Source organism: Silvimonas soli (assembly GCF_030035605.1).
Lineage (GTDB): Bacteria > Pseudomonadota > Gammaproteobacteria > Burkholderiales > Chitinibacteraceae > Silvimonas > Silvimonas soli.
This window is the reverse complement of record NZ_CP106736.1, coordinates 1,834,196-1,851,314: the sequence shown is the minus strand read 5'-3', so window position 1 is coordinate 1,851,314 and position 17,119 is coordinate 1,834,196. Positions and strand designations below refer to the sequence as shown.

13 protein-coding genes are annotated in these 17,119 nt (G+C 57.6%); 6 read left to right on the top strand and 7 right to left on the bottom strand.

The features are described 5' to 3' along the window. Positions 1-8 precede the first annotated feature (8 nt). Complete coding sequence (gene leuS / locus N7220_RS08475) at positions 9-2,621, bottom strand: leucine--tRNA ligase (RefSeq protein WP_283151016.1); 2,613 nt, start codon at positions 2,619-2,621, stop codon at positions 9-11. Positions 2,622-2,975: 354 nt separating this feature from the next. Between leuS and N7220_RS08470 the strand changes: the two genes are divergently transcribed. The 3 genes from N7220_RS08470 to N7220_RS08460 all read left to right on the top strand — a co-directional run bounded on the left by N7220_RS08470 (position 2,976) and on the right by N7220_RS08460 (position 5,499). After that, entirely contained in the window at positions 2,976-3,515 is a 540-nt protein-coding gene (locus N7220_RS08470) for an iron transporter (protein ID WP_283151015.1), read from the top strand. A gap of 159 nt (positions 3,516-3,674) precedes the next feature. Further along, positions 3,675-4,007 (top strand): cupredoxin domain-containing protein, encoded by a 333-nt coding sequence (locus tag N7220_RS08465; RefSeq protein WP_283151014.1) that lies wholly within the window; start codon positions 3,675-3,677, stop codon positions 4,005-4,007. A 97-nt stretch (positions 4,008-4,104) separates the two neighbouring features. Continuing rightward, entirely contained in the window at positions 4,105-5,499 is a 1,395-nt protein-coding gene (locus tag N7220_RS08460) for a 4Fe-4S binding protein (protein ID WP_283151013.1), read from the top strand. A gap of 261 nt (positions 5,500-5,760) precedes the next feature. On the opposite strand, the gene N7220_RS08455 is transcribed toward N7220_RS08460, so the two are convergent. The 5 genes from N7220_RS08455 to N7220_RS08435 all read right to left on the bottom strand — a co-directional run bounded on the left by N7220_RS08455 (position 5,761) and on the right by N7220_RS08435 (position 9,918). After that, on the bottom strand, positions 5,761-6,441 hold the full coding sequence (locus N7220_RS08455; RefSeq protein ID WP_283151012.1) for a VC0807 family protein: 681 nt from the start codon (positions 6,439-6,441) through the stop codon (positions 5,761-5,763). Then, a complete protein-coding gene (locus tag N7220_RS08450; RefSeq protein WP_283151011.1) occupies positions 6,438-6,950 on the bottom strand; it encodes a helix-turn-helix domain-containing protein in 513 nt (170 codons plus the stop codon). The genes N7220_RS08455 and N7220_RS08450 overlap by 4 nt, the downstream gene beginning before the upstream one ends. A gap of 97 nt (positions 6,951-7,047) precedes the next feature. Then, the gene (locus tag N7220_RS08445) at positions 7,048-8,019 is read right to left on the bottom strand and encodes a phosphatase PAP2 family protein (RefSeq protein ID WP_283151010.1); all 972 of its coding nucleotides are present in this window, start codon (positions 8,017-8,019) and stop codon (positions 7,048-7,050) included. Then, entirely contained in the window at positions 8,006-9,004 is a 999-nt protein-coding gene (locus tag N7220_RS08440) for an integrase domain-containing protein (protein WP_283151009.1), read from the bottom strand. The genes N7220_RS08445 and N7220_RS08440 overlap by 14 nt, the downstream gene beginning before the upstream one ends. A gap of 740 nt (positions 9,005-9,744) precedes the next feature. Beyond that, a complete protein-coding gene (locus tag N7220_RS08435; RefSeq protein ID WP_283151008.1) occupies positions 9,745-9,918 on the bottom strand; it encodes a hypothetical protein in 174 nt (57 codons plus the stop codon). An 814-nt stretch (positions 9,919-10,732) separates the two neighbouring features. Between N7220_RS08435 and N7220_RS08430 the strand changes: the two genes are divergently transcribed. Together N7220_RS08430 and N7220_RS08425 are read left to right on the top strand one after the other, a co-directional pair. After that, positions 10,733-11,917 (top strand): acetyl-CoA C-acyltransferase family protein, encoded by a 1,185-nt coding sequence (locus N7220_RS08430; RefSeq protein ID WP_283151007.1) that lies wholly within the window; start codon positions 10,733-10,735, stop codon positions 11,915-11,917. Positions 11,918-12,121: 204 nt separating this feature from the next. Further along, the gene (locus tag N7220_RS08425; RefSeq protein ID WP_283151006.1) at positions 12,122-13,759 is read left to right on the top strand and encodes a fatty acid--CoA ligase; all 1,638 of its coding nucleotides are present in this window, start codon (positions 12,122-12,124) and stop codon (positions 13,757-13,759) included. A gap of 136 nt (positions 13,760-13,895) precedes the next feature. Here the strand turns inward: N7220_RS08425 and N7220_RS08420 are convergent, their stop codons facing one another. Continuing rightward, positions 13,896-16,592, bottom strand: a complete 2,697-nt coding sequence (locus tag N7220_RS08420; RefSeq protein WP_283151005.1) for a LuxR C-terminal-related transcriptional regulator — start codon at positions 16,590-16,592, stop codon at positions 13,896-13,898. Between the two features lie 219 nt (positions 16,593-16,811). On the opposite strand from N7220_RS08420, the gene N7220_RS08415 reads away from it, so the two are divergent. Then, the gene (locus N7220_RS08415) at positions 16,812-17,117 is read left to right on the top strand and encodes a Rieske (2Fe-2S) protein (protein ID WP_283151004.1); all 306 of its coding nucleotides are present in this window, start codon (positions 16,812-16,814) and stop codon (positions 17,115-17,117) included. Positions 17,118-17,119: the final 2 nt, after the last annotated feature.

Here is a 17,119-nt window from a genome sequence, read left to right as displayed (position 1 = left end):
TTGATGGGTCAGGCGACGATATTAACCAGTCGACCCGGTACCACGATAACTTTCTTCGGCGTGCCTTCCACAAAGCGTTGCACGTTCTCGTCACCCAGCGCGATCGCTTCAATGGCTTCTTTGCTGGCGTCTTTGGATACACGAATCGTGGCGCGCAGCTTGCCGTTCACTTGTACGACCATGTCGATTTCGTCCTGTACCAGTGCGGTTTCGTCGACCACCGGCCAGCTTTGCTCGGCCAGGCGTGAGTCCGGGCGCAGCGCTGCCCACAGTGCGTTGGTGGCGTGCGGTGCAATGGGCGACAGCAACTTGACGGCGGTTTCCAGTACTTCTTGTGCCACTGCCCGCGCGCTGGCATCACTGCCTGCTTGCTTGCTCAAGGCGTTGAGCAACTCCATGACTGCGGCGATGGCGGTGTTGAATTGTTTGCGGCGACCGTAGTCATCGCTCACTTTCTGGATCGTGCTGTGCAAGGCAAAGCGCAATGCTTTGAGTTCTGCTGACAATTCGCCGCCGGCATACGCCGTGGTGACGCCACCTGCAACATGATCGTTGACCAGCTTCCACAAACGCTTGAGGAAGCGATAAGCACCTTCCACACCGGCGTCAGACCATTCCAGACTCTGGTCTGGCGGTGCGGCAAACATCATGAACAAGCGGGCGGTGTCCGCGCCGTATTTCTCGATCAGCGCTTGTGGGTCAACACCGTTGTTCTTGGATTTGGACATCTTCTCGATGCCGCCGACTACCACTGGCAGGCCATCGCTCTTGAGCGTCGCGCCAATGATCTTGCCCTTGGCATCGCGTTCGATTTCCACGTCAGCCGGGGCAATCCAGTCTTTCTTGCCGTCGTCATGTTCGCGATAGAACGTTTCGCAAATCACCATGCCTTGCGTGAGTAAGTTGCGGAACGGCTCGTCGGTGTGGATCAGACCTTCGTCGCGCATCAGTTTGTGGAAGAAGCGCGCGTACAACAGGTGCAGGATGGCGTGTTCAATGCCGCCGATGTATTGGTCGACATCCAGCCAGTATTTGGCGCGCTCGTCGACCATGCCGGTGGCGGCATCAGGCGACGTGTAACGGGCGTAATACCAGGACGACTCCACGAACGTATCCATGGTGTCGGTTTCACGTTTGGCTGGCTTGCCGCAGGATGGGCAGGCGGTTTCGTAGAACTCTGGCATGCGCGCCAGCGGGTTGCCACGGCCATCGGGAACGACGTTTTCTGGCAACACGACGGGCAACTGGTCTTCTGGCACCGGCACATCGCCGCAATCGGCACAGTGGACGATTGGGATCGGGCAGCCCCAGTAACGCTGACGGCTGATACCCCAGTCCCGCAGACGATATTGGGTGCGCTTGGTGCCGTGAGTACCGGCTTCCAGGTCGCTCACGATGCCATCAAACGCACCTTGGTAATCTTTGCCGTCGTACTTGCTGCTATTGATGGTACGGATCGAGTCATCCTTGGCGCCGTACCAGTCTTGCCAGACCTTGGCGTCGAAATTGTTCTCGCCATTAACCGGCGCATACACCTGCACAATCGGCAGGCTGTATTTGTTGGCGAATTCAAAATCGCGTTCATCATGCGCAGGTACGGCCATGACTGCGCCTTCGCCGTAGCCCCACAGCACGTAGTTAGCGATCCACACCGGCAGTTTTTCGCCGGTCAGAGGATGGATTACGAACTGCCCGGTCGGCATGCCTTTCTTTTCCATGGTGGCGACATCGGCTTCGGCCACGGAACCGGATTTGCACTCGGCGATAAACGCCTGCAGTTCTGGCTTGTTCACTGCGGCGAGGGTCGCCAGCGGGTGTTCGGCCGCTACAGCCACGTAGGTCGCGCCCATCAGCGTATCGGGGCGGGTGGTGTAGACCTTGAGCTGGCCGGCTTCGCCGGTGGTGGCAACGTCATAATCAAACGCCACTTCGGCACCAAAGCTCTTGCCGATCCAGTTACGTTGCATGGTTTTGACTTGCTCAGGCCAACCGCCCAGTTGGTCCAGATCCTGCAGCAGTTGTTCGGCGTAATCGGTGATGCGGAAGTAATACATCGGGATTTCGCGCTTTTCTACCAGCGCGCCCGAACGCCAGCCACGGCCATCGATCACTTGTTCGTTGGCCAGCACGGTCTGGTCGACCGGGTCCCAGTTCACCATCCCGCTTTTCTTGTAGATGATGCCTTTGGCGAACAGGCGGGTGAACAGCCATTGTTCCCAACGATAGTAATCGGGCTTGCAGGTGGCGACTTCGCGCTCCCAGTCGATCGCCAGACCCAGCGATTTCAACTGGATCTTCATGTAATCGATGTTTTCGTAAGTCCACTTGGCCGGGGCGACCTTGTTTTTGATGGCCGCATTTTCTGCCGGCATGCCGAACGCATCCCAGCCCATCGGCTGCAGCACGTTGAAACCATTCATGCGCATGTAGCGGCTGAGCACATCACCAATGGTGTAGTTGCGCACGTGGCCCATGTGTAGCTTCCCGGACGGGTAGGGGAACATGGATAGACAGTAGAACTTGGGCTTGGAAGTGTCCTCAAGGGCACGGTCTGTCTGGTGTTGTTCCCACTCGCTTTGCGCGGCGGCTTCTACTTCTGCCGGGATGTATTGCTCTTGCATGGCTTGGTCCGGGAAAAAAGTCGGTCAAAAGGAGTGAATTATACGGGGAGCAGGGCCGGGGCGTCACGGCGCGTGCGATGCATTGCCCAAAAAGAGTGAGGTGAACGGTGGGGAATTGCGGATATCGGGCGGCGTGGGCAGAAATAGCCAGTCACTTACCGTGCTTCGCCATTCCCTCGCTGGAGAGCCCAGTCCGGGCTACGGGCTGCCACAGACCTCCTCCGAAGGAAATCTGATGCGGATCAAACATTTTTGTTACTGAGCACTTGAGCTAAGCGACACGGTCAGGCATCATTCGTGAAATGATAATGCTTCTCAATTGATAATTAATTCAATTTTCCGATGAGGTTCACAATGCGTGTTTCGATTCTGGCTGGCGCTGTTGCTGCGCTGACCCTGGCTGCATCAGCCTTTGCCGCTGAATATCCGATTGGCAAGCCGCTGCTCAAAGGCGGCATGGAAATCGGTGCGGTGTATCTGCAGCCGATCAAGATGGATCCGGAAGGCATGATGCGCAAAGCCGAAGAGTCGGACATTCACCTGGAGGCGGATATCCACGCGCTCAAGCACAACCCGAACGGTTTTGCTGAAGGCGAATGGATGCCGGCGCTGCTGGTGAAGTATGAAGTCACCAAAGTGGGCACCAATCAGAAAATCTCTGGCGACATGATGGCCATGGTGGCCGATGACGGCCCGCATTACGGCGATAACGTCAAACTGTTCGGACCAGGCAAGTACAAACTCAAGCTCACCATTTTGCCGCCATCCAAGAACCCGATGGCGCATTTTGGCCGCCATGTGGATAAGGAAACCGGCGTTGGTCCATGGTTTGACACCATCACCAACGACTACGAGTTCACCTTCGCAGGCACAGGCAAGAAGGGCGGTTACTAAGCCTGAGCTAAGCCGGGCCGGACATGATCCGGCTCTGGTTTTTGCCCATGGGCGCGCGGCTGATCCGGCTGCGTGCCCTTTATGCTTTGCGGGCGATGGTTTTGACTTTGCAAGATTTGGCAATGCCTGCCACCTGCGGCGGGCAAGGGGAAATACAAGATGCGTAAACATCTGTTGGCATTAGCGCTGGCTAGCGCTGCGTTAACCGCGACCGCCTGGGCGGAAGAGCCATACGAAATCAAGATCGAATTCAAAGACGGCAAAGCGTCGCCAACCGAACTGGTTGTGCCGACGGGCAAGAAGATTCGTGTGGTGGTTTCAAATACCGGCAGCCAGGCAGTGGAATTTGAAAGCACGCAGTTGCGCAAAGAAAAGGTGCTCGGCCCTGGCGTGACGTCATCCGTGATTCTCGCGCCCTTGTCCGCTGGCGAATACACCTGGTTTGACGATTTCCATCAGACCACCGCCAAAGGCAAGATCATCGCGAAGTAATTGCCAGTCATCCTGGCGGTTAAGCGGCAGGTTTTACAGTTCGAAATGATTCGCATGCCGGTAAGATGCGCATCTTCGGAAAAGAAAGGCAGCAGCAATGCAGCAAGCGTCAAGTAGCACTCCAACTCAAACCCTGTTGGCCCAAGCCGGGAACTGGCTGGCCCGGCATCGTGGCGCGATTATCGCGGCGCAATGGGTCGTCGTGGTGTTCTACGTGGGCTTGCTGGTGTTGCCGGTGATCAGTCCGCTGCCGGATTCCGACGCGCGCATCTTCAATAATCTGACGGTATTCGCGCAGTTCCTGTTCTGGGGCATCTGGTGGCCGTTTGTGTTGCTGAGCATGGTGCTGTTTGGCCGCTTGTGGTGTGGCGTGCTCTGCCCGGAAGGCGCGTTGTCAGAGTTCACCAGCCGCTTTGGTCTTAACCTGCCTTTGCCGCGCTGGATTCGCTGGTCCGGCTGGCCGTTTGTGGCCTTTGCCGGCACCACCATCTACGGCCAGATGGTCAGCGTTTACCAATATCCCAAAGCAGTGATCGTGGTCTTGGGCGGCTCCACTGTTGCTGCCATGATCATCGGCTTTTTGTATGCGCGTGACCGACGCGCCTGGTGCAAATATCTGTGCCCGGTCAACGGCGTCTTCAACATGCTGTCTCGCTTGGCACCGGTGCATTTCAAGGTGAATGGCGACGCCTGGAAGAGGTCTTACCACGGCAAGAAAGTGATCCCCATTGTCTGTGCGCCGCTGGTGCCCATCCGGCATATGGAAGGGAATGCGGAATGCCATATGTGTGGCCGTTGCAGCGGTCACCGCGATGCAATCGAGCTGACTGCGCGCTCGGCCAGCGAAGAAATCGTCAAAGTTGGCCCGACTAAAGACGCCGGTTGGCAAACCATTTTGCTGCTGTTTGGCATGCTCGGTCTGGCCATTGGCGCGTTCCAGTGGACAGTCAGCCCGTGGATGGTTGACCTCAAGCAAGGCATTGCCGAGTGGTTGATCAACCGTAACATCATGTGGCCGCTAGAAAAATCCTTGCCGTGGTTCATCTTTACCAATTATCCGCAGCAAAACGACGTCTTTACCTTGCTGGACGGCTCGTTGGTGGTGGCATGGATTGTGGCCATCGGTCTGGCGTTGGGCACTGCGCTGAGTACCATTCTGGCCGTTGCCAATCGTTTGCTGGGGCGTTGGGACACCCGGCGCTTTCACCATCTGGCACTGGCGCTGATTCCGCTGGCGGGCTGTGGATTGTTTCTCGGCTTGTCCGCAACATCGATCACCATTCTCAAGCCGGAAGGCGTGTCGTTGCTGTGGGTCAGCCCGGTGCGTATCACCATGCTCACCTTGGCCAATCTGTGGAGCCTGTGGCTGGCCGCTGGCGTGTTGCGCCGCTACAGCGCGAACATCGGGCAAAAAACAGCTTCCTGGCTGGTGTTTGCCGGAGCGCTGGCGTTGATTGATACCAGCTGGTGGCTGATGTTCTGGGGCTGGTAATCCAGAGTGTGCGTTGCCTAAGGTGATGCTCCCAAACCCGTAGCCCGGATGGCGTGTTAACGAGAATCCGGGGTGACAATGCATCAACGAATCACCCGGCTCCCTCGGGCCGACATGCCCCGCATTCTCGCTACGCTTCATCCGGGCTACGTGTTGATAATCCAGAAATTGCGTTGCTGAGTGCAGCGCCCAGTTAAAAGACCCGCCAATATGGACGGGTCTTTTTTATAAAGGGTGCGTTGGAACAGGACGGGAGATAGATCAGGGCTGCACTTGCGCCAACGTGCCTGCTTCTTGCCGCTGATGGCGATTGCGCAACTGCCGGCGATACCACCAGGTCCAGCCGCCCAGCGCGGCATAGATGCCGTAACTCAACCACGGCGAAACCAACAGAAAACGCTCGATCGGCAAGGTTTGCGCCAGCCACAGCCGCAGTGCCATTTCGGCCAGCAAACCGCCGCCCCAGACCAGACTCATCACAATCAGCCAGCGGGCGATTTTGCCGTTGCCATCAGTGCAATATTGCTCGAAGCGGACCATGGCATCGCCCTTTTCCCGTGCCACGGTGGCGCGGGCGAGATAATAAATCAGCGGGCGGCGCAAACCGGCGGAGATCAAAAATGCCAGGCCGAAGGCGCCGGTAATCAAGGACTCGCGCATCAGCATCAAGGTTGGGCTGCCACCGAGCGCCACGGCGCCCACCGAAAGCACAATCCCGGCGATGACCAGCAGGCTCAGCGCATCGAGGCGACGATGGCGAACAAGCTCCAGTACGCTCCACAACACAGGCGGAACGGCCGAGGCCAGCAAGGCGTTGTGTGAGCCCCACTGCGCTTCAACCTGGCGGTAAACCAGCCACGGCAACACAAAATTGACCAGAATCTCGATAATCAGCCCGGTGCGCAGTTTCGGGCGCTGGTTGACGGCGGTTGTGTTGCTCATGTTTTGGCCCTTAAACGTTGTAAACGGCGCTCTTGCCAGACCGGCCCGAACCCGCCAAATAGTTGAAATACCCGCAAAGCTCGCGACACCAGCGCCAAACCCCAGCCTAATGCCACCCATTTCACCCACAAATAACTCGGGCTGGTCAGCAGATTGATGATCAGTAAAACCACCAACAAGGCGCCGAATCGCTGCATCTGCCCCCAGAAGCGAGCTTCCCGCTCAACTTGGGCGCGCAATTCTGCTTCTTGCGATGCGGCTTGTGGGTCCGGAGCATCTGCTGGCGGACTTGCACTGGCCGACAAGGGCGGCGGTGCCATGGCGGATTCCTGCAAATCCTGAACCGGCACTTCAAACACTGCAGCCAGGGCTTGCAGTGTTTCCGCCCCGGCAGGTTCGCCATTTTCGATACGCTGGATGGTGCGCACACTCAGGCCGCTACACTGGGCTAGCTGCTCTTGAGTCCACGCGCGCTGTTTGCGCAAAGCCTGAATACGGTTCTGGGACACGCTGGTCTCCGCAGTTCAATTTATGACAACAGTATGCGGGATTCTGGCTGGAATGAGCACGACAAAAACCCGCCACCGAGCCGACGAGAGCGCGCCATTACTCGGTTTGCGGTGTTTTTCCAGGAAAACGGTCGTAAGCCGGATTGCTCGGTGAGAAGTGGTGCGGATGGCTGCCCGGCCAAGCGGTATAGCGGTTATAGGGCACCGGACGATGCGACATCGATATCGCCCACCGCGCAATAAACCCCTGCGTGGGTGCCCGTTCTCCATGCAGCCCGCCGATCAGCATCGCCAGAATGCCAACCGCCAGCACAAAGTGGTGGCTGGGCCGGGAATCGAGCGCCGACAGCCATGTCCAGGTCAGGCTCACCGCCGTGCCCAGAGCCACTCCCGCGGCCACCTCGGACAGCGAGTGCTTGTTCAGCGTCAACCGGGACACGCCAATCACCAGTGCAAACAGCCAGCCCAATACATAAGCACGAAGATGATTGCGCGGATGCATGCGTTGCACAATCCACACTGCTAGCGCCGGATAGATCGCCATTGAGAGCGTGGTGTGCCCGCTAAATCCGGTGAAATCCAGCCTTTCGATGCCGATGCCCCAACCCAGAAAGGCCAGTTTGGTAGCCACTACCAGAACCATGGCCGGAACAAACAACGCCACCCAGATCGATGCGCAGCGCCAGGCTTGCTCGTAGAGCATCCAGCCGATCAACACAACGGCCACCGGAAGCAGCAGTGCTGAATCGCCGAAATTGGTCAGTACCTGCCAGAAATGCATGGCTACCTTGAATGGATTTACGGATTGGCAGCGCGACGCAATGAATGTCGCTGCTGCTTCATGTTGCGACGCAACTTCGCAGAATGCCAGAAAACACTGAGAAAAAATCAGGGATGGCGTGATGTGCGTCGCGAGCGAATGGGGCACGTGACGGTGCCAGTCTTTAGTTAAGCGTGAAAAATAAAAAAGCCGGCATTGTCTGCCGGCTTTTTTATTTTGTTGTGCTGCTAGACATGGGTGTCCGATGTTCAGCATGTCGGGGCTAAGCAATTGCTCAATCAACCTCATTTTTTAAATGCATTGGTATGGCTAATTCGGTTGCTGGCTTTCGTGGTACCAAAAGTCCATGTTTGATCAGGTACTCGCGGCAGTAGCGTGCGCAAATTTCATTTCCGCGGCCCTCTCCGTGCCCCAGATCAAGCGCCACTGCCGCTTTGGCTTCACGTAAAGAGAGATTTGCCGTGTTGAGGTAATGATCCAGCTGGGCTGTCGCCCACCTGTAACGCAAGGTATGGGGGCCTGCTGGGTTAGCAAGACCGACTTTGCGGCAGTGTTCGTGGTAGGTGTTATCTGCGTGCTTGAGCCGATCATTAACCATGAGTCGATTGTGCTGTTTTTTGGCGACCCGTTGTGCGCGCTCAATCCAGATCAAAGCCCCTTCGCGATTATCTGGGGCCAAGTTCACGAACCGTTGCCGCCCCCCTTTGACCCCGTAGATGATATGAAGAGGTTGATTTGTACGTGCACGATGTAACCAGGTCGCGAGGCTATTGGCGCTCATCAATGCCTCGGTGGCACGCAAGCCAAGATATCGCTGCAGGCCAATGATGGCGATGACACCTTGAGGGAGCCGAAGTGTTTCCGCCTGAAGCATGATTTCATTAAAGCGAAGATCATTGCAGGGTCGGCGCGTGGAAACGCGGGATGCTGTTTTGCCCAGGAGTGCCAAATTGTTCAACACTGGGTGGGTCGGTGAGGCAAGACTAGAGAAACCCCAGTGTGCCAAGACCTTCCGTATGGCGGCCAGTTGGTTGTGAATGCTTCGCACACTCAGGCCTTCTAGTCGCGAGACATAAATTTTGACTATTGCAATCATTTCGGTTTCAGGGACCTTTTCCGGGAAGCGCAAGTCGTGACCGCGCTCTTTCAACAGGTTCCACAAACGATTGGTCCAGTGTGCATAGTTAACCTTGGTCCTGGATGCCTTGCTTGCAGTTACAGCATTTAGCAATGCCTTGCGTTCCCGCCGTGTCTTGGATGGTCGATTTGCCACATTTCTCTCCGTTGGGTGATACAAAGAAAATCGGACGCCCTTCCGCCCATGAACCGTGCTGTGATGAGATGAGGTCTGAACCCGTTGTGATAACCGGGCTGAATTGCAGGGTTCTGTGGAAGGGGTATGGAGAAGTGACTGTTCGAGTTGTCGACAGTGAGCGGGACGGGGGCACGTCCAGGACAGTGGCTTGTGAAACCACTTATGCAAGACAATCCAGGAGAGAGGTCAGCATGGCATTAAGGTGTGCTGATGCCTGGCAGAAGAAGCCGGAGTGAGCGAAAAGCGCACTCCATGTTTCTATTGAGGTTTAAGGCGCGAATAATCGCGCGGGGGAAATGCGAAGGGGGATCGATTTGGTCTGCCGTGCGCAGCGGCTAGTGGGCCACAATCGGGCCAAGGAGGGTGAAGCGGTGTATTCGGGAATTTACGGTTTGGTTGAATAACCAGCCGTGAAGGCTTGCTGAAATAAATTTTCAGGCTTTGGCGGGGCAGGGGCGAAGAGAACATAGTTTGCAGTGGGGCAAACTGTCTCAAAGGCAGGCGAGATCAAAACGCAACTATTGGCCGTGTTGATGTCGTGGTAGCAATAATGGGTTGTGGCGTTGAACCACGGAAGAAGCCGTCGATATGCTTCTTGGGTAACGGGTTAAATTTAGCATCAGAATAGAAGCGATGCAACTACTGTCGTTTTCGTTTGTTTGCGGTAGCGGATTGGATAGCGCGGCCCCCAGCCCTGCTCATTTCCAGCTCGCCCGCGAGCATAGTAAGATGGACAGGTACTGGATTTTTTTTGCGATCTCGTCATACGCTTCACCAGTGATGCCCCTGGCCGCAAGTTTTTCCAAGACCAAATCGATTTTTTCTTTCAGTTCTTTCTGACGCTGGTTCCTGCGTTCTGATTGCGTTGGCATGTTGTTGACCTCCTATTCAATTAGGACAAAACGGTTTACCCGCCTGAGGGGTTGGCCTCGGCGCATGACGTAAAAATTGCTGACGGTGGTAGCGTATTTTTTCGGGCCCAAGAGATGGCCACGAATATGCATTCGTGCCGAAAACCGCGTCGACGCAGGCACAGACCATAAAAACCAGACTGTTCCCTGCCCTGATTTGCCGCCAAATTTTCGCGCCTTGACGAACTGATGCCAGAACGCCGGTACCCACAGTTCGGAGTTTTCCTGCAGCCTCGTCGTTACTAGATACCTTGGCGAGCAGTCCGCTAACACTGGTAGCTGCCACGCTGGCATCGATTTGACTACATTCGCTCTGCACTCCGCTTTCCATATTTTCGACTTTGTTTCGTTCGGAGTAGCTGAGGTACCTGGCTGCGGGTCACATACCTACATCCCGCCGCCACGCGATACGAGATAGGCAATCACGATACCTATCGCAGCAATATGCCCCAGTCCTTTCTGATTGACCCCAGAAGCCCTGATCGGATATTGGAGTATCTGGGCTGGCCCAGATCCCGAAGGGGCTCAAACGCAAACGTTATGCACGCAGGAAACAGACGAACGCGGAACGCCGGGTGTCGCGAGCAGGAGCGTGAAGCGCTCTGTTGCTCAAGGTAGGAGGTATCGGCGGGAATTGAAGTGCCGGGGAGGCTCCGTACCGCCCCCCTGCGACTAGGGGGGGGAATTTCATGGAACAGCCTCTAGTATCGAATCGGTCATATAACGCATAGAGCCGAGTCGCAGGTAATGCGCTTGCGAGGCGAGAGGAATATCCATGAATCCAAAAGAAATTTTTGTCGTTGGCGCTGCCCGTACCGCGATTGGCGCCTTTGGCGGCTCGCTCAAAGATGTTGCTCCGGTTGAACTGGGCACTACGGTGATTCGCGCCGCGCTTGAACGCGCCGGAGTTGACCCGGCGGCGGTGGGTCAGGTGGTGATGGGCAATGTAATCCCGACCGAAACTCGCGATGCGTACCTATCTCGGGTCGCGGCGGTGGATGCTGGCATCCCGCAGGAAACTCCGGCCTTCAACGTCAACCGGCTGTGTGGTTCTGGCCTGCAGGCGATCTTGCTGGCCGCGCAGAGCATTATGGTGGGTGATGCTGATATCGCTGTCGGCGGCGGTGCCGAGTCGATGAGCCGGGGCCCTTACATGATGCCCGGCGCTCGCTGGGGCACGCGCATGGGCAATGCGCAGATGATCGACTACATGCTCGGCATTCTGCATGACCCGTGGCAGCAGATTCATATGGGCATTACCGCCGAGAACGTCGCGACCCGTTACGGCATCAGCCGCGAGGCACAAGATGCGCTGGCGCTGGAAAGCCAGCAACGCGCCGCTCGGGCAATTGCCGAAGGGCGCTTCAAAGAACAGATCGTCCCGGTCGAAATTGCCAGCCGCAAGGGCACGGTGGTTTTCGATACCGATGAGCACGTGCGCGCCGATGCCACGCTGGAGCAACTGGCCAAGATGAAGCCCGCGTTCCAGAAAGACGGTTCAGTCACCGCTGGCAATGCCTCTGGCCTCAACGATGGCGCGGCTGCATTAGTACTGGCGGACGGCGCACGGGTAGAGGCGCTTGGCCTGAAGCCACTGGCGCGACTGGTGTCGTGGGGGCATGCCGGGGTTGATCCTGCCTATATGGGGATCGGCCCGGTGCCAGCCAGCCGCATTGCGCTGGAGCGTGCCGGGCTGACCGTTGCTGATCTCGACGTGATTGAAGCGAACGAAGCGTTTGCGGCCCAAGCCTGCGCAGTGGCGCAAGAACTGGGCTTTGATCAGGCGAAGGTTAATCCGAACGGTTCCGGCATTTCGCTCGGCCATCCGGTGGGCGCGACCGGCGCCATCATCACCGTCAAGGCGCTGCATGAACTGCAACGGATCGGCGGGCGCTATGCACTGGTTACCATGTGCATCGGCGGCGGCCAAGGCGTGGCGGCGATTTTCGAGCGTGCGTGACGCCATCGGCCGTTTCTGAACTTGCTGTCGTGCCCGGTTGATTGGGGCACGATATTGCAAGCTCAGTACGGCTGGCTGGTCTATTTGAACGATTTCAAGTGAGCTTGAGTGGCGTGGTTTCAGGAGAGGTCATATGTTCCTGGCCGCACCATCCTGCGGCAGCACGCCACTCGAGCGCACGGTTCGACAGGAAGCATCGTATTTATGGAAACAAACACCATCCCGGTTACGGCCTCCGCTTATACCTACCCGTTGCTGATCAAGCAGCTGTTGCACACGCCGCTGGCCGTAGCGCCGCAACAGGAGATCGTCTACGCGGACAAGCGACGGCACACTTACAAAGAGTTCTCGCTGCGCATCAACCGCCTGGGCAATGCTCTCACCAATCTGGGGGTGAAGGGCTGCTGTACGGTGGCCGTGATGGATTGGGATAGCCACCGTTACCTGGAGTGTTTCTTCGCGGTGCCGATGCTGGGCGCAGTGCTGCAGATGGTGAACGTGCGGCTGTCACCGGATCAAATCTTGTACACCCTCAACCACGCGGCGGCCGATGTGCTGTTGGTGAATGAGGACTTCCTGCCCGTTCTGGCAGAGATTCAACCCAAGCTTACGAGCGTCAAGAAATTCATTCTGCTGTCTGACGAATCTGCGTCCGTTCCTGCTCATTTCGAAGGGGAATACGAGAGCTTGCTCAGCAGCAGCGCAGACAAGTTTGATTTCCCCGACTTCGACGAAAACACGCGGGCGACGACGTTCTATACCACCGGTACCACCGGCACACCCAAAGGTGTGTATTTCAGCCATCGGCAGCTGGTTCTGCATACGCTCGCGGTCTCTAATACCTTGGCCCTGGCGCCACAGCAAGGCGGCCTGCATCGCGGCGATGTCTATATGCCGCTGACGCCCATGTTCCATGTGCATGCTTGGGGGTTGCCGTATATCGCGACGTTGGCCGGGCTCAAACAGGTTTATCCGGGGCGCTATCAGGCTGGCACCATTCTCAAATTGATTGAGAAAGAAAAGGTGTCCTTCACGCATAGCGTACCGACGATCCTGAACATGTTGTTGTCCGACCCGGCCGGGCGCGATATCGACTTGTCTGGACTGACGGCGATCATTGGTGGCTCTGCGCTGACATCCAGTCTGGCCAAGGCGGCGCTTGAGCGCGGTATCGATGTATTTGCCGGCTACGGCATGTCGGAAACCTGCCCGGTGGTGGCGCTGGCGCAAGTCATGAGCGAAGACCTGGTCGAAGGTGAGACAGACATTGCTACGCGGCTCTGCGCGGGTCGCCCGGTGTCTTTGGTCGAACTGAGAACCGTCAACGAGCAGATGGATACTTGTCCACGGGATGGAAAAACCGCTGGCGAGGTCGTCATCCGCGCGCCTTGGCTCACGCAAGGTTATCTCAACAACCCGAATGCCTCGGAACAGCTGTGGGACGGCGGCTGGCTGCACACGCAGGATATCGGCCATATTGATGCGCGCGGCTATCTGCAGATTTCCGACCGGATGAAAGACGTCATCAAGACGGGCGGGGAGTGGGTGTCATCGCTGGAAGTGGAAGAGTTGATCTGCCGTCACCCGGCGGTGATGGAAGCGGCTGTCATCGGCGTTTCTGATGACAAATGGGGCGAACGCCCGCTGGCGCTGGTGGTGGTGCTGCCGGAATTCGTCAACAAACTGTCTGGTGAGGATATCCGCACGCATTTGCAGAACTTTGCGGCGCAAGGATTTATTTCCAGATACGCCATTCCGGAACGGATCGAGTTTGTTGAACAACTGACCAAAACCAGCGTTGGCAAGCTCAACAAGCTGGCTTTGCGCAATCAATATCGCTAGCACCGTTTTACCGCCGTGGCAAAGCTGGGTTGGCGTCACGGCGGGCTTTTAATCAGGATTGATCTGTCAGATTGAGTTGGCCAGCATGTGATGGGCATGTGATGTGTTGTCGCAGGGCAAGGGACAAGCCTGATGGCTAGGTAGCGCCGCCGCCTTCCAGGAAACCCAACAGTTGCGCCCGTCGCACAACTTGGCGGCGTGAACCGGCATCTAATTTGCCAAACAGGTTTTTCAGATGCCATTTCACCGTTTCTTCGCTCACCGACATGGCAATGGCAATTTCTTTATTCGAAAGATTGCGTGCCAGCTGCTCAAGCAAGTCTCGCTCTCTGGGGGTCAAACCCATACTCGGTAGCGCACGCGGGGCGGCGTTTTTGTTTTCGACAGGTGGGCGTGCCGCACGCGGGATCTGCCCGCCAGCGCCCACATCCTCACTTTCTTTCGCTACCCGCCGCGCCCAGTCTGCTAGCGAAGGATGAGCATCGGCCAAGGTGCGGGCCAGGCCAAAGGTCTGGGCCAGATTCATCGCCTCACGAATCAAGGGCACGCCATCTTCACCGACGTTATCGAGCGCAAATGCTCGCAATGCCATGATTTCGATGCGATAGCGGCCAATCTTCATGGCGTCTGCTTGGGGGCCGGCGATGGCTAGATCTTCAAGCGCGCCGCGCCAGTTCTGCACGGAAAACGCCGCATAAGCATGTGACAGGGTCTGGAAGAAGATCACCAGTTTTTGCCACAACGGGCCACGATCCGCGTTGGCTTGCACGATTTCATCGATCCGCTGCACCAGGGCACGGCAGGTTTCCGAACGGAAACGCCCGGCATGAATGCGGATTTGTTCGGCCAGGCTGACCACACACAGTCGCGGCAGGTTGCGCGCGACGCCCGTGGAGTACATGGCCTCAAGCAGATCCAGAGCGCGATGTTCGCTGCCTTGGGCGGCGGCCACGCGGGCGGCGGCACGATAAGCGTACATCACGGTTTCCGGGGTGCCGGTCCGTTCCAGCACGTCCAGCCGGTTGGCCAGCAAGGCGGCGGCTTCATCGAGTTGGTCGCGCTCGTAGACCGCCGTGGCGAGCAAGGACGCCAGCATGCACGACAAGGGGTTGCGTCGTCCGAGACCCAGTTCAGCGCCAGCCAGTGCAGGTCGCAAGACTTCTTCCGCCAGGCGGAATTGGCCCTCGACCAGATAGCTCAGACCCACCATCAGCCCGCCCCAACGCGCTACATAGCCGGCGGGTCTGTCTCCGCCGAAGGCTGGAACGAGCTGCTGATGTCGTCGTGCCTGCGCCGGGTCGCCGTGCAGGATGGCGTTGCCAGCAAGCCGGTTGGCGTGAATTTGCAGCAGCCACGGGTCACGCGTGGGAGCCGAGCCAGCCCAGGGTTTGAACATGGCGACAAAAAGGTCGGGATCGTCGCCAAAATAAGCCGCTGCGCACATGATCAGCGCGCATTCATAGCGCAATTCGTCATCGATATCGGGGTTGGCCAGCAAGCGGTCGACTTGTCTTTCTGCTTCATCGTGGCGCTCGCTGCGGGCCAGTACCCATGCCGCAGCCAGTCGCAAACGGGGGCGCTGCTCCAGGTCACTTTCGGACAAGCGCTCGAACCAGTCGAGTACCGCCACCTGATGTCCCTGTCTTACCGCGTCGTAAAAACAACGCTCGGCAAAGGCAAAGGCCACGCTGTATTCGCCCGCCGCGTAGGCGTGTCTTGCCGCTTCTTCCACCATGCCGTGCTCGGCCAGCCAGTGCATGGCGCGGCCATGTAGTTGTGCCTGTTCTTTCTGCGGTAATTGCGCAAATCGCGCCCGCAATACGTCACGCGCCAGCATATGCAAGCGGCACCATGTACCATTTTCGCTGGCGACAAAAATCGGCGTTTCCCGCATCAAACGGGCAAGTTGTTCTTCTGCGTGCTCATGGCTGCTCAAAGCTGCGCAGAGGTCTGGGTGCAACTGATCGACCAGCGCAATGCTGGTGAGAAAGGTCAGGTCAGCGGCGGGCAGCTTTGATAACAAGCCATCAACGAAATAGTCACGCAATCCACCCGCGCTGCTGGATAAAGAACCAAGCACAGATAACGGGTCGCTCTCCCGTTCCATTGCCGAGAGTGTCAACTGCAGACCGAGTGACCAGCCTTCGGCCAGTTCGTGCAAACGCGCACAGGTATCGGCATCGACGCGGGCGCCGAATCGGTTACGGATCAGCGCAATGGTTTCATCCAGCCGAAAACGCAGTGTCTCGGCGCCAATCACTGCGCATTGGCCATAGCCTTCCAGATCAGCGACAGCGGCGGTGATCCCGCTGCGCGCCGCAACAACGACCCGCAGGTTGCTGGGGGCGTTGTGCATCAGGTACGTCAATGCCGTCAGGCTGGCTTGCGGCAGGTGGTCGGCTTCATCAATAAACAACACCAGGTCCAGTGCGGACATCGCCAGTTCGGCCAGCCAGGTGGTCACGCCCTCCAGTTCTCCCACCACTGCGGTTGCGCCTTCGACCAGTAACCGGCCAAAGTTTGGCCGCGCCGCCCCCACTCTGACTGCATGCACCAGACCTTGCAGAAAACGGTAGGGATCATCGCGGCCATCGGCTAGCAGCCAGGCGACTACGGCACCTTGGGTCAGATATTCGCGCCGCCATTGCGCCAGCAGGGAGGTTTTCCCGAACCCGGCGGGGGCCTGCACCACAATCAAACGATGTTCCCGAAAGCTGTCCTCAATGGCGCTCAGCCGGGGACGGACCAGCAAATGGCGGGGTGCTTTGGGGGGGGTGGTCTTGAGAACAAATTCGGTTACGGCGCCGAATGCACCACTACTCTCTGACGACATCAGGCTGCGCCTTTAGGTAATGCAATGTCTGGCTGACAGTACGCCATCAGCCCAACCACTCAACCACCGGGCCAGAAATAGCCATGCCCGTAATGAAGGATCAGTCGAATCCCCCCACCTGGTCAACCCCCCCTCTTCCCTCCCTTTTCTGAGTAGGGCGTCGGAACATTCCTAGATTTACTCTAGCTTCAGGGTTCACTCCATACGGGAAATAACCACATGAAATACGAAGACGTCTGTGCCCAGGAGCAGCTTGCCCCAGGGCGTTCGCTGGCAGTACGCCTCGGCGGCTATGACGTTGTTCTGTTCAACGTGGATGGCGCCATTCATGCGCTGGAAAATGCCTGTCCGCACATGGGCTCGGCGCTTTCCGGCGGTTGTTTCTCGGGGCGTACCGTGGTGTGCCCGGCTCATGGCCTGCGCTTTGACGTAACCACCGGCGCAAATAACGTTTCCGCCGCACTTTCTGTTCCTACCCTGCCGGTCAGGGTGGTCGAAGGAAAAGTGCAGGTCCTGATTGCCTGAGC

Bases quoted from the DNA above. Each gene is read 5' to 3' on its own strand.
- leuS (WP_283151016.1), bottom strand. From the start codon at position 2,621: ATGCAAGAGCAATACATCCCGGCAGAAGTAGAAGCCGCCGCGCAAAGC.
- N7220_RS08470 (WP_283151015.1), top strand. From the start codon at position 2,976: ATGCGTGTTTCGATTCTGGCTGGCGCTGTTGCTGCGCTGACCCTGGCT.
- N7220_RS08465 (WP_283151014.1), top strand. From the start codon at position 3,675: ATGCGTAAACATCTGTTGGCATTAGCGCTGGCTAGCGCTGCGTTAACC.
- N7220_RS08460 (WP_283151013.1), top strand. From the start codon at position 4,105: ATGCAGCAAGCGTCAAGTAGCACTCCAACTCAAACCCTGTTGGCCCAA.
- N7220_RS08455 (WP_283151012.1), bottom strand. From the start codon at position 6,441: ATGAGCAACACAACCGCCGTCAACCAGCGCCCGAAACTGCGCACCGGG.
- N7220_RS08445 (WP_283151010.1), bottom strand. From the start codon at position 8,019: ATGAGGTTGATTGAGCAATTGCTTAGCCCCGACATGCTGAACATCGGA.
- N7220_RS08435 (WP_283151008.1), bottom strand. From the start codon at position 9,918: ATGCCAACGCAATCAGAACGCAGGAACCAGCGTCAGAAAGAACTGAAA.
- N7220_RS08430 (WP_283151007.1), top strand. From the start codon at position 10,733: ATGAATCCAAAAGAAATTTTTGTCGTTGGCGCTGCCCGTACCGCGATT.
- N7220_RS08425 (WP_283151006.1), top strand. From the start codon at position 12,122: ATGGAAACAAACACCATCCCGGTTACGGCCTCCGCTTATACCTACCCG.
- N7220_RS08420 (WP_283151005.1), bottom strand. From the start codon at position 16,592: ATGTCGTCAGAGAGTAGTGGTGCATTCGGCGCCGTAACCGAATTTGTT.
- N7220_RS08415 (WP_283151004.1), top strand. From the start codon at position 16,812: ATGAAATACGAAGACGTCTGTGCCCAGGAGCAGCTTGCCCCAGGGCGT.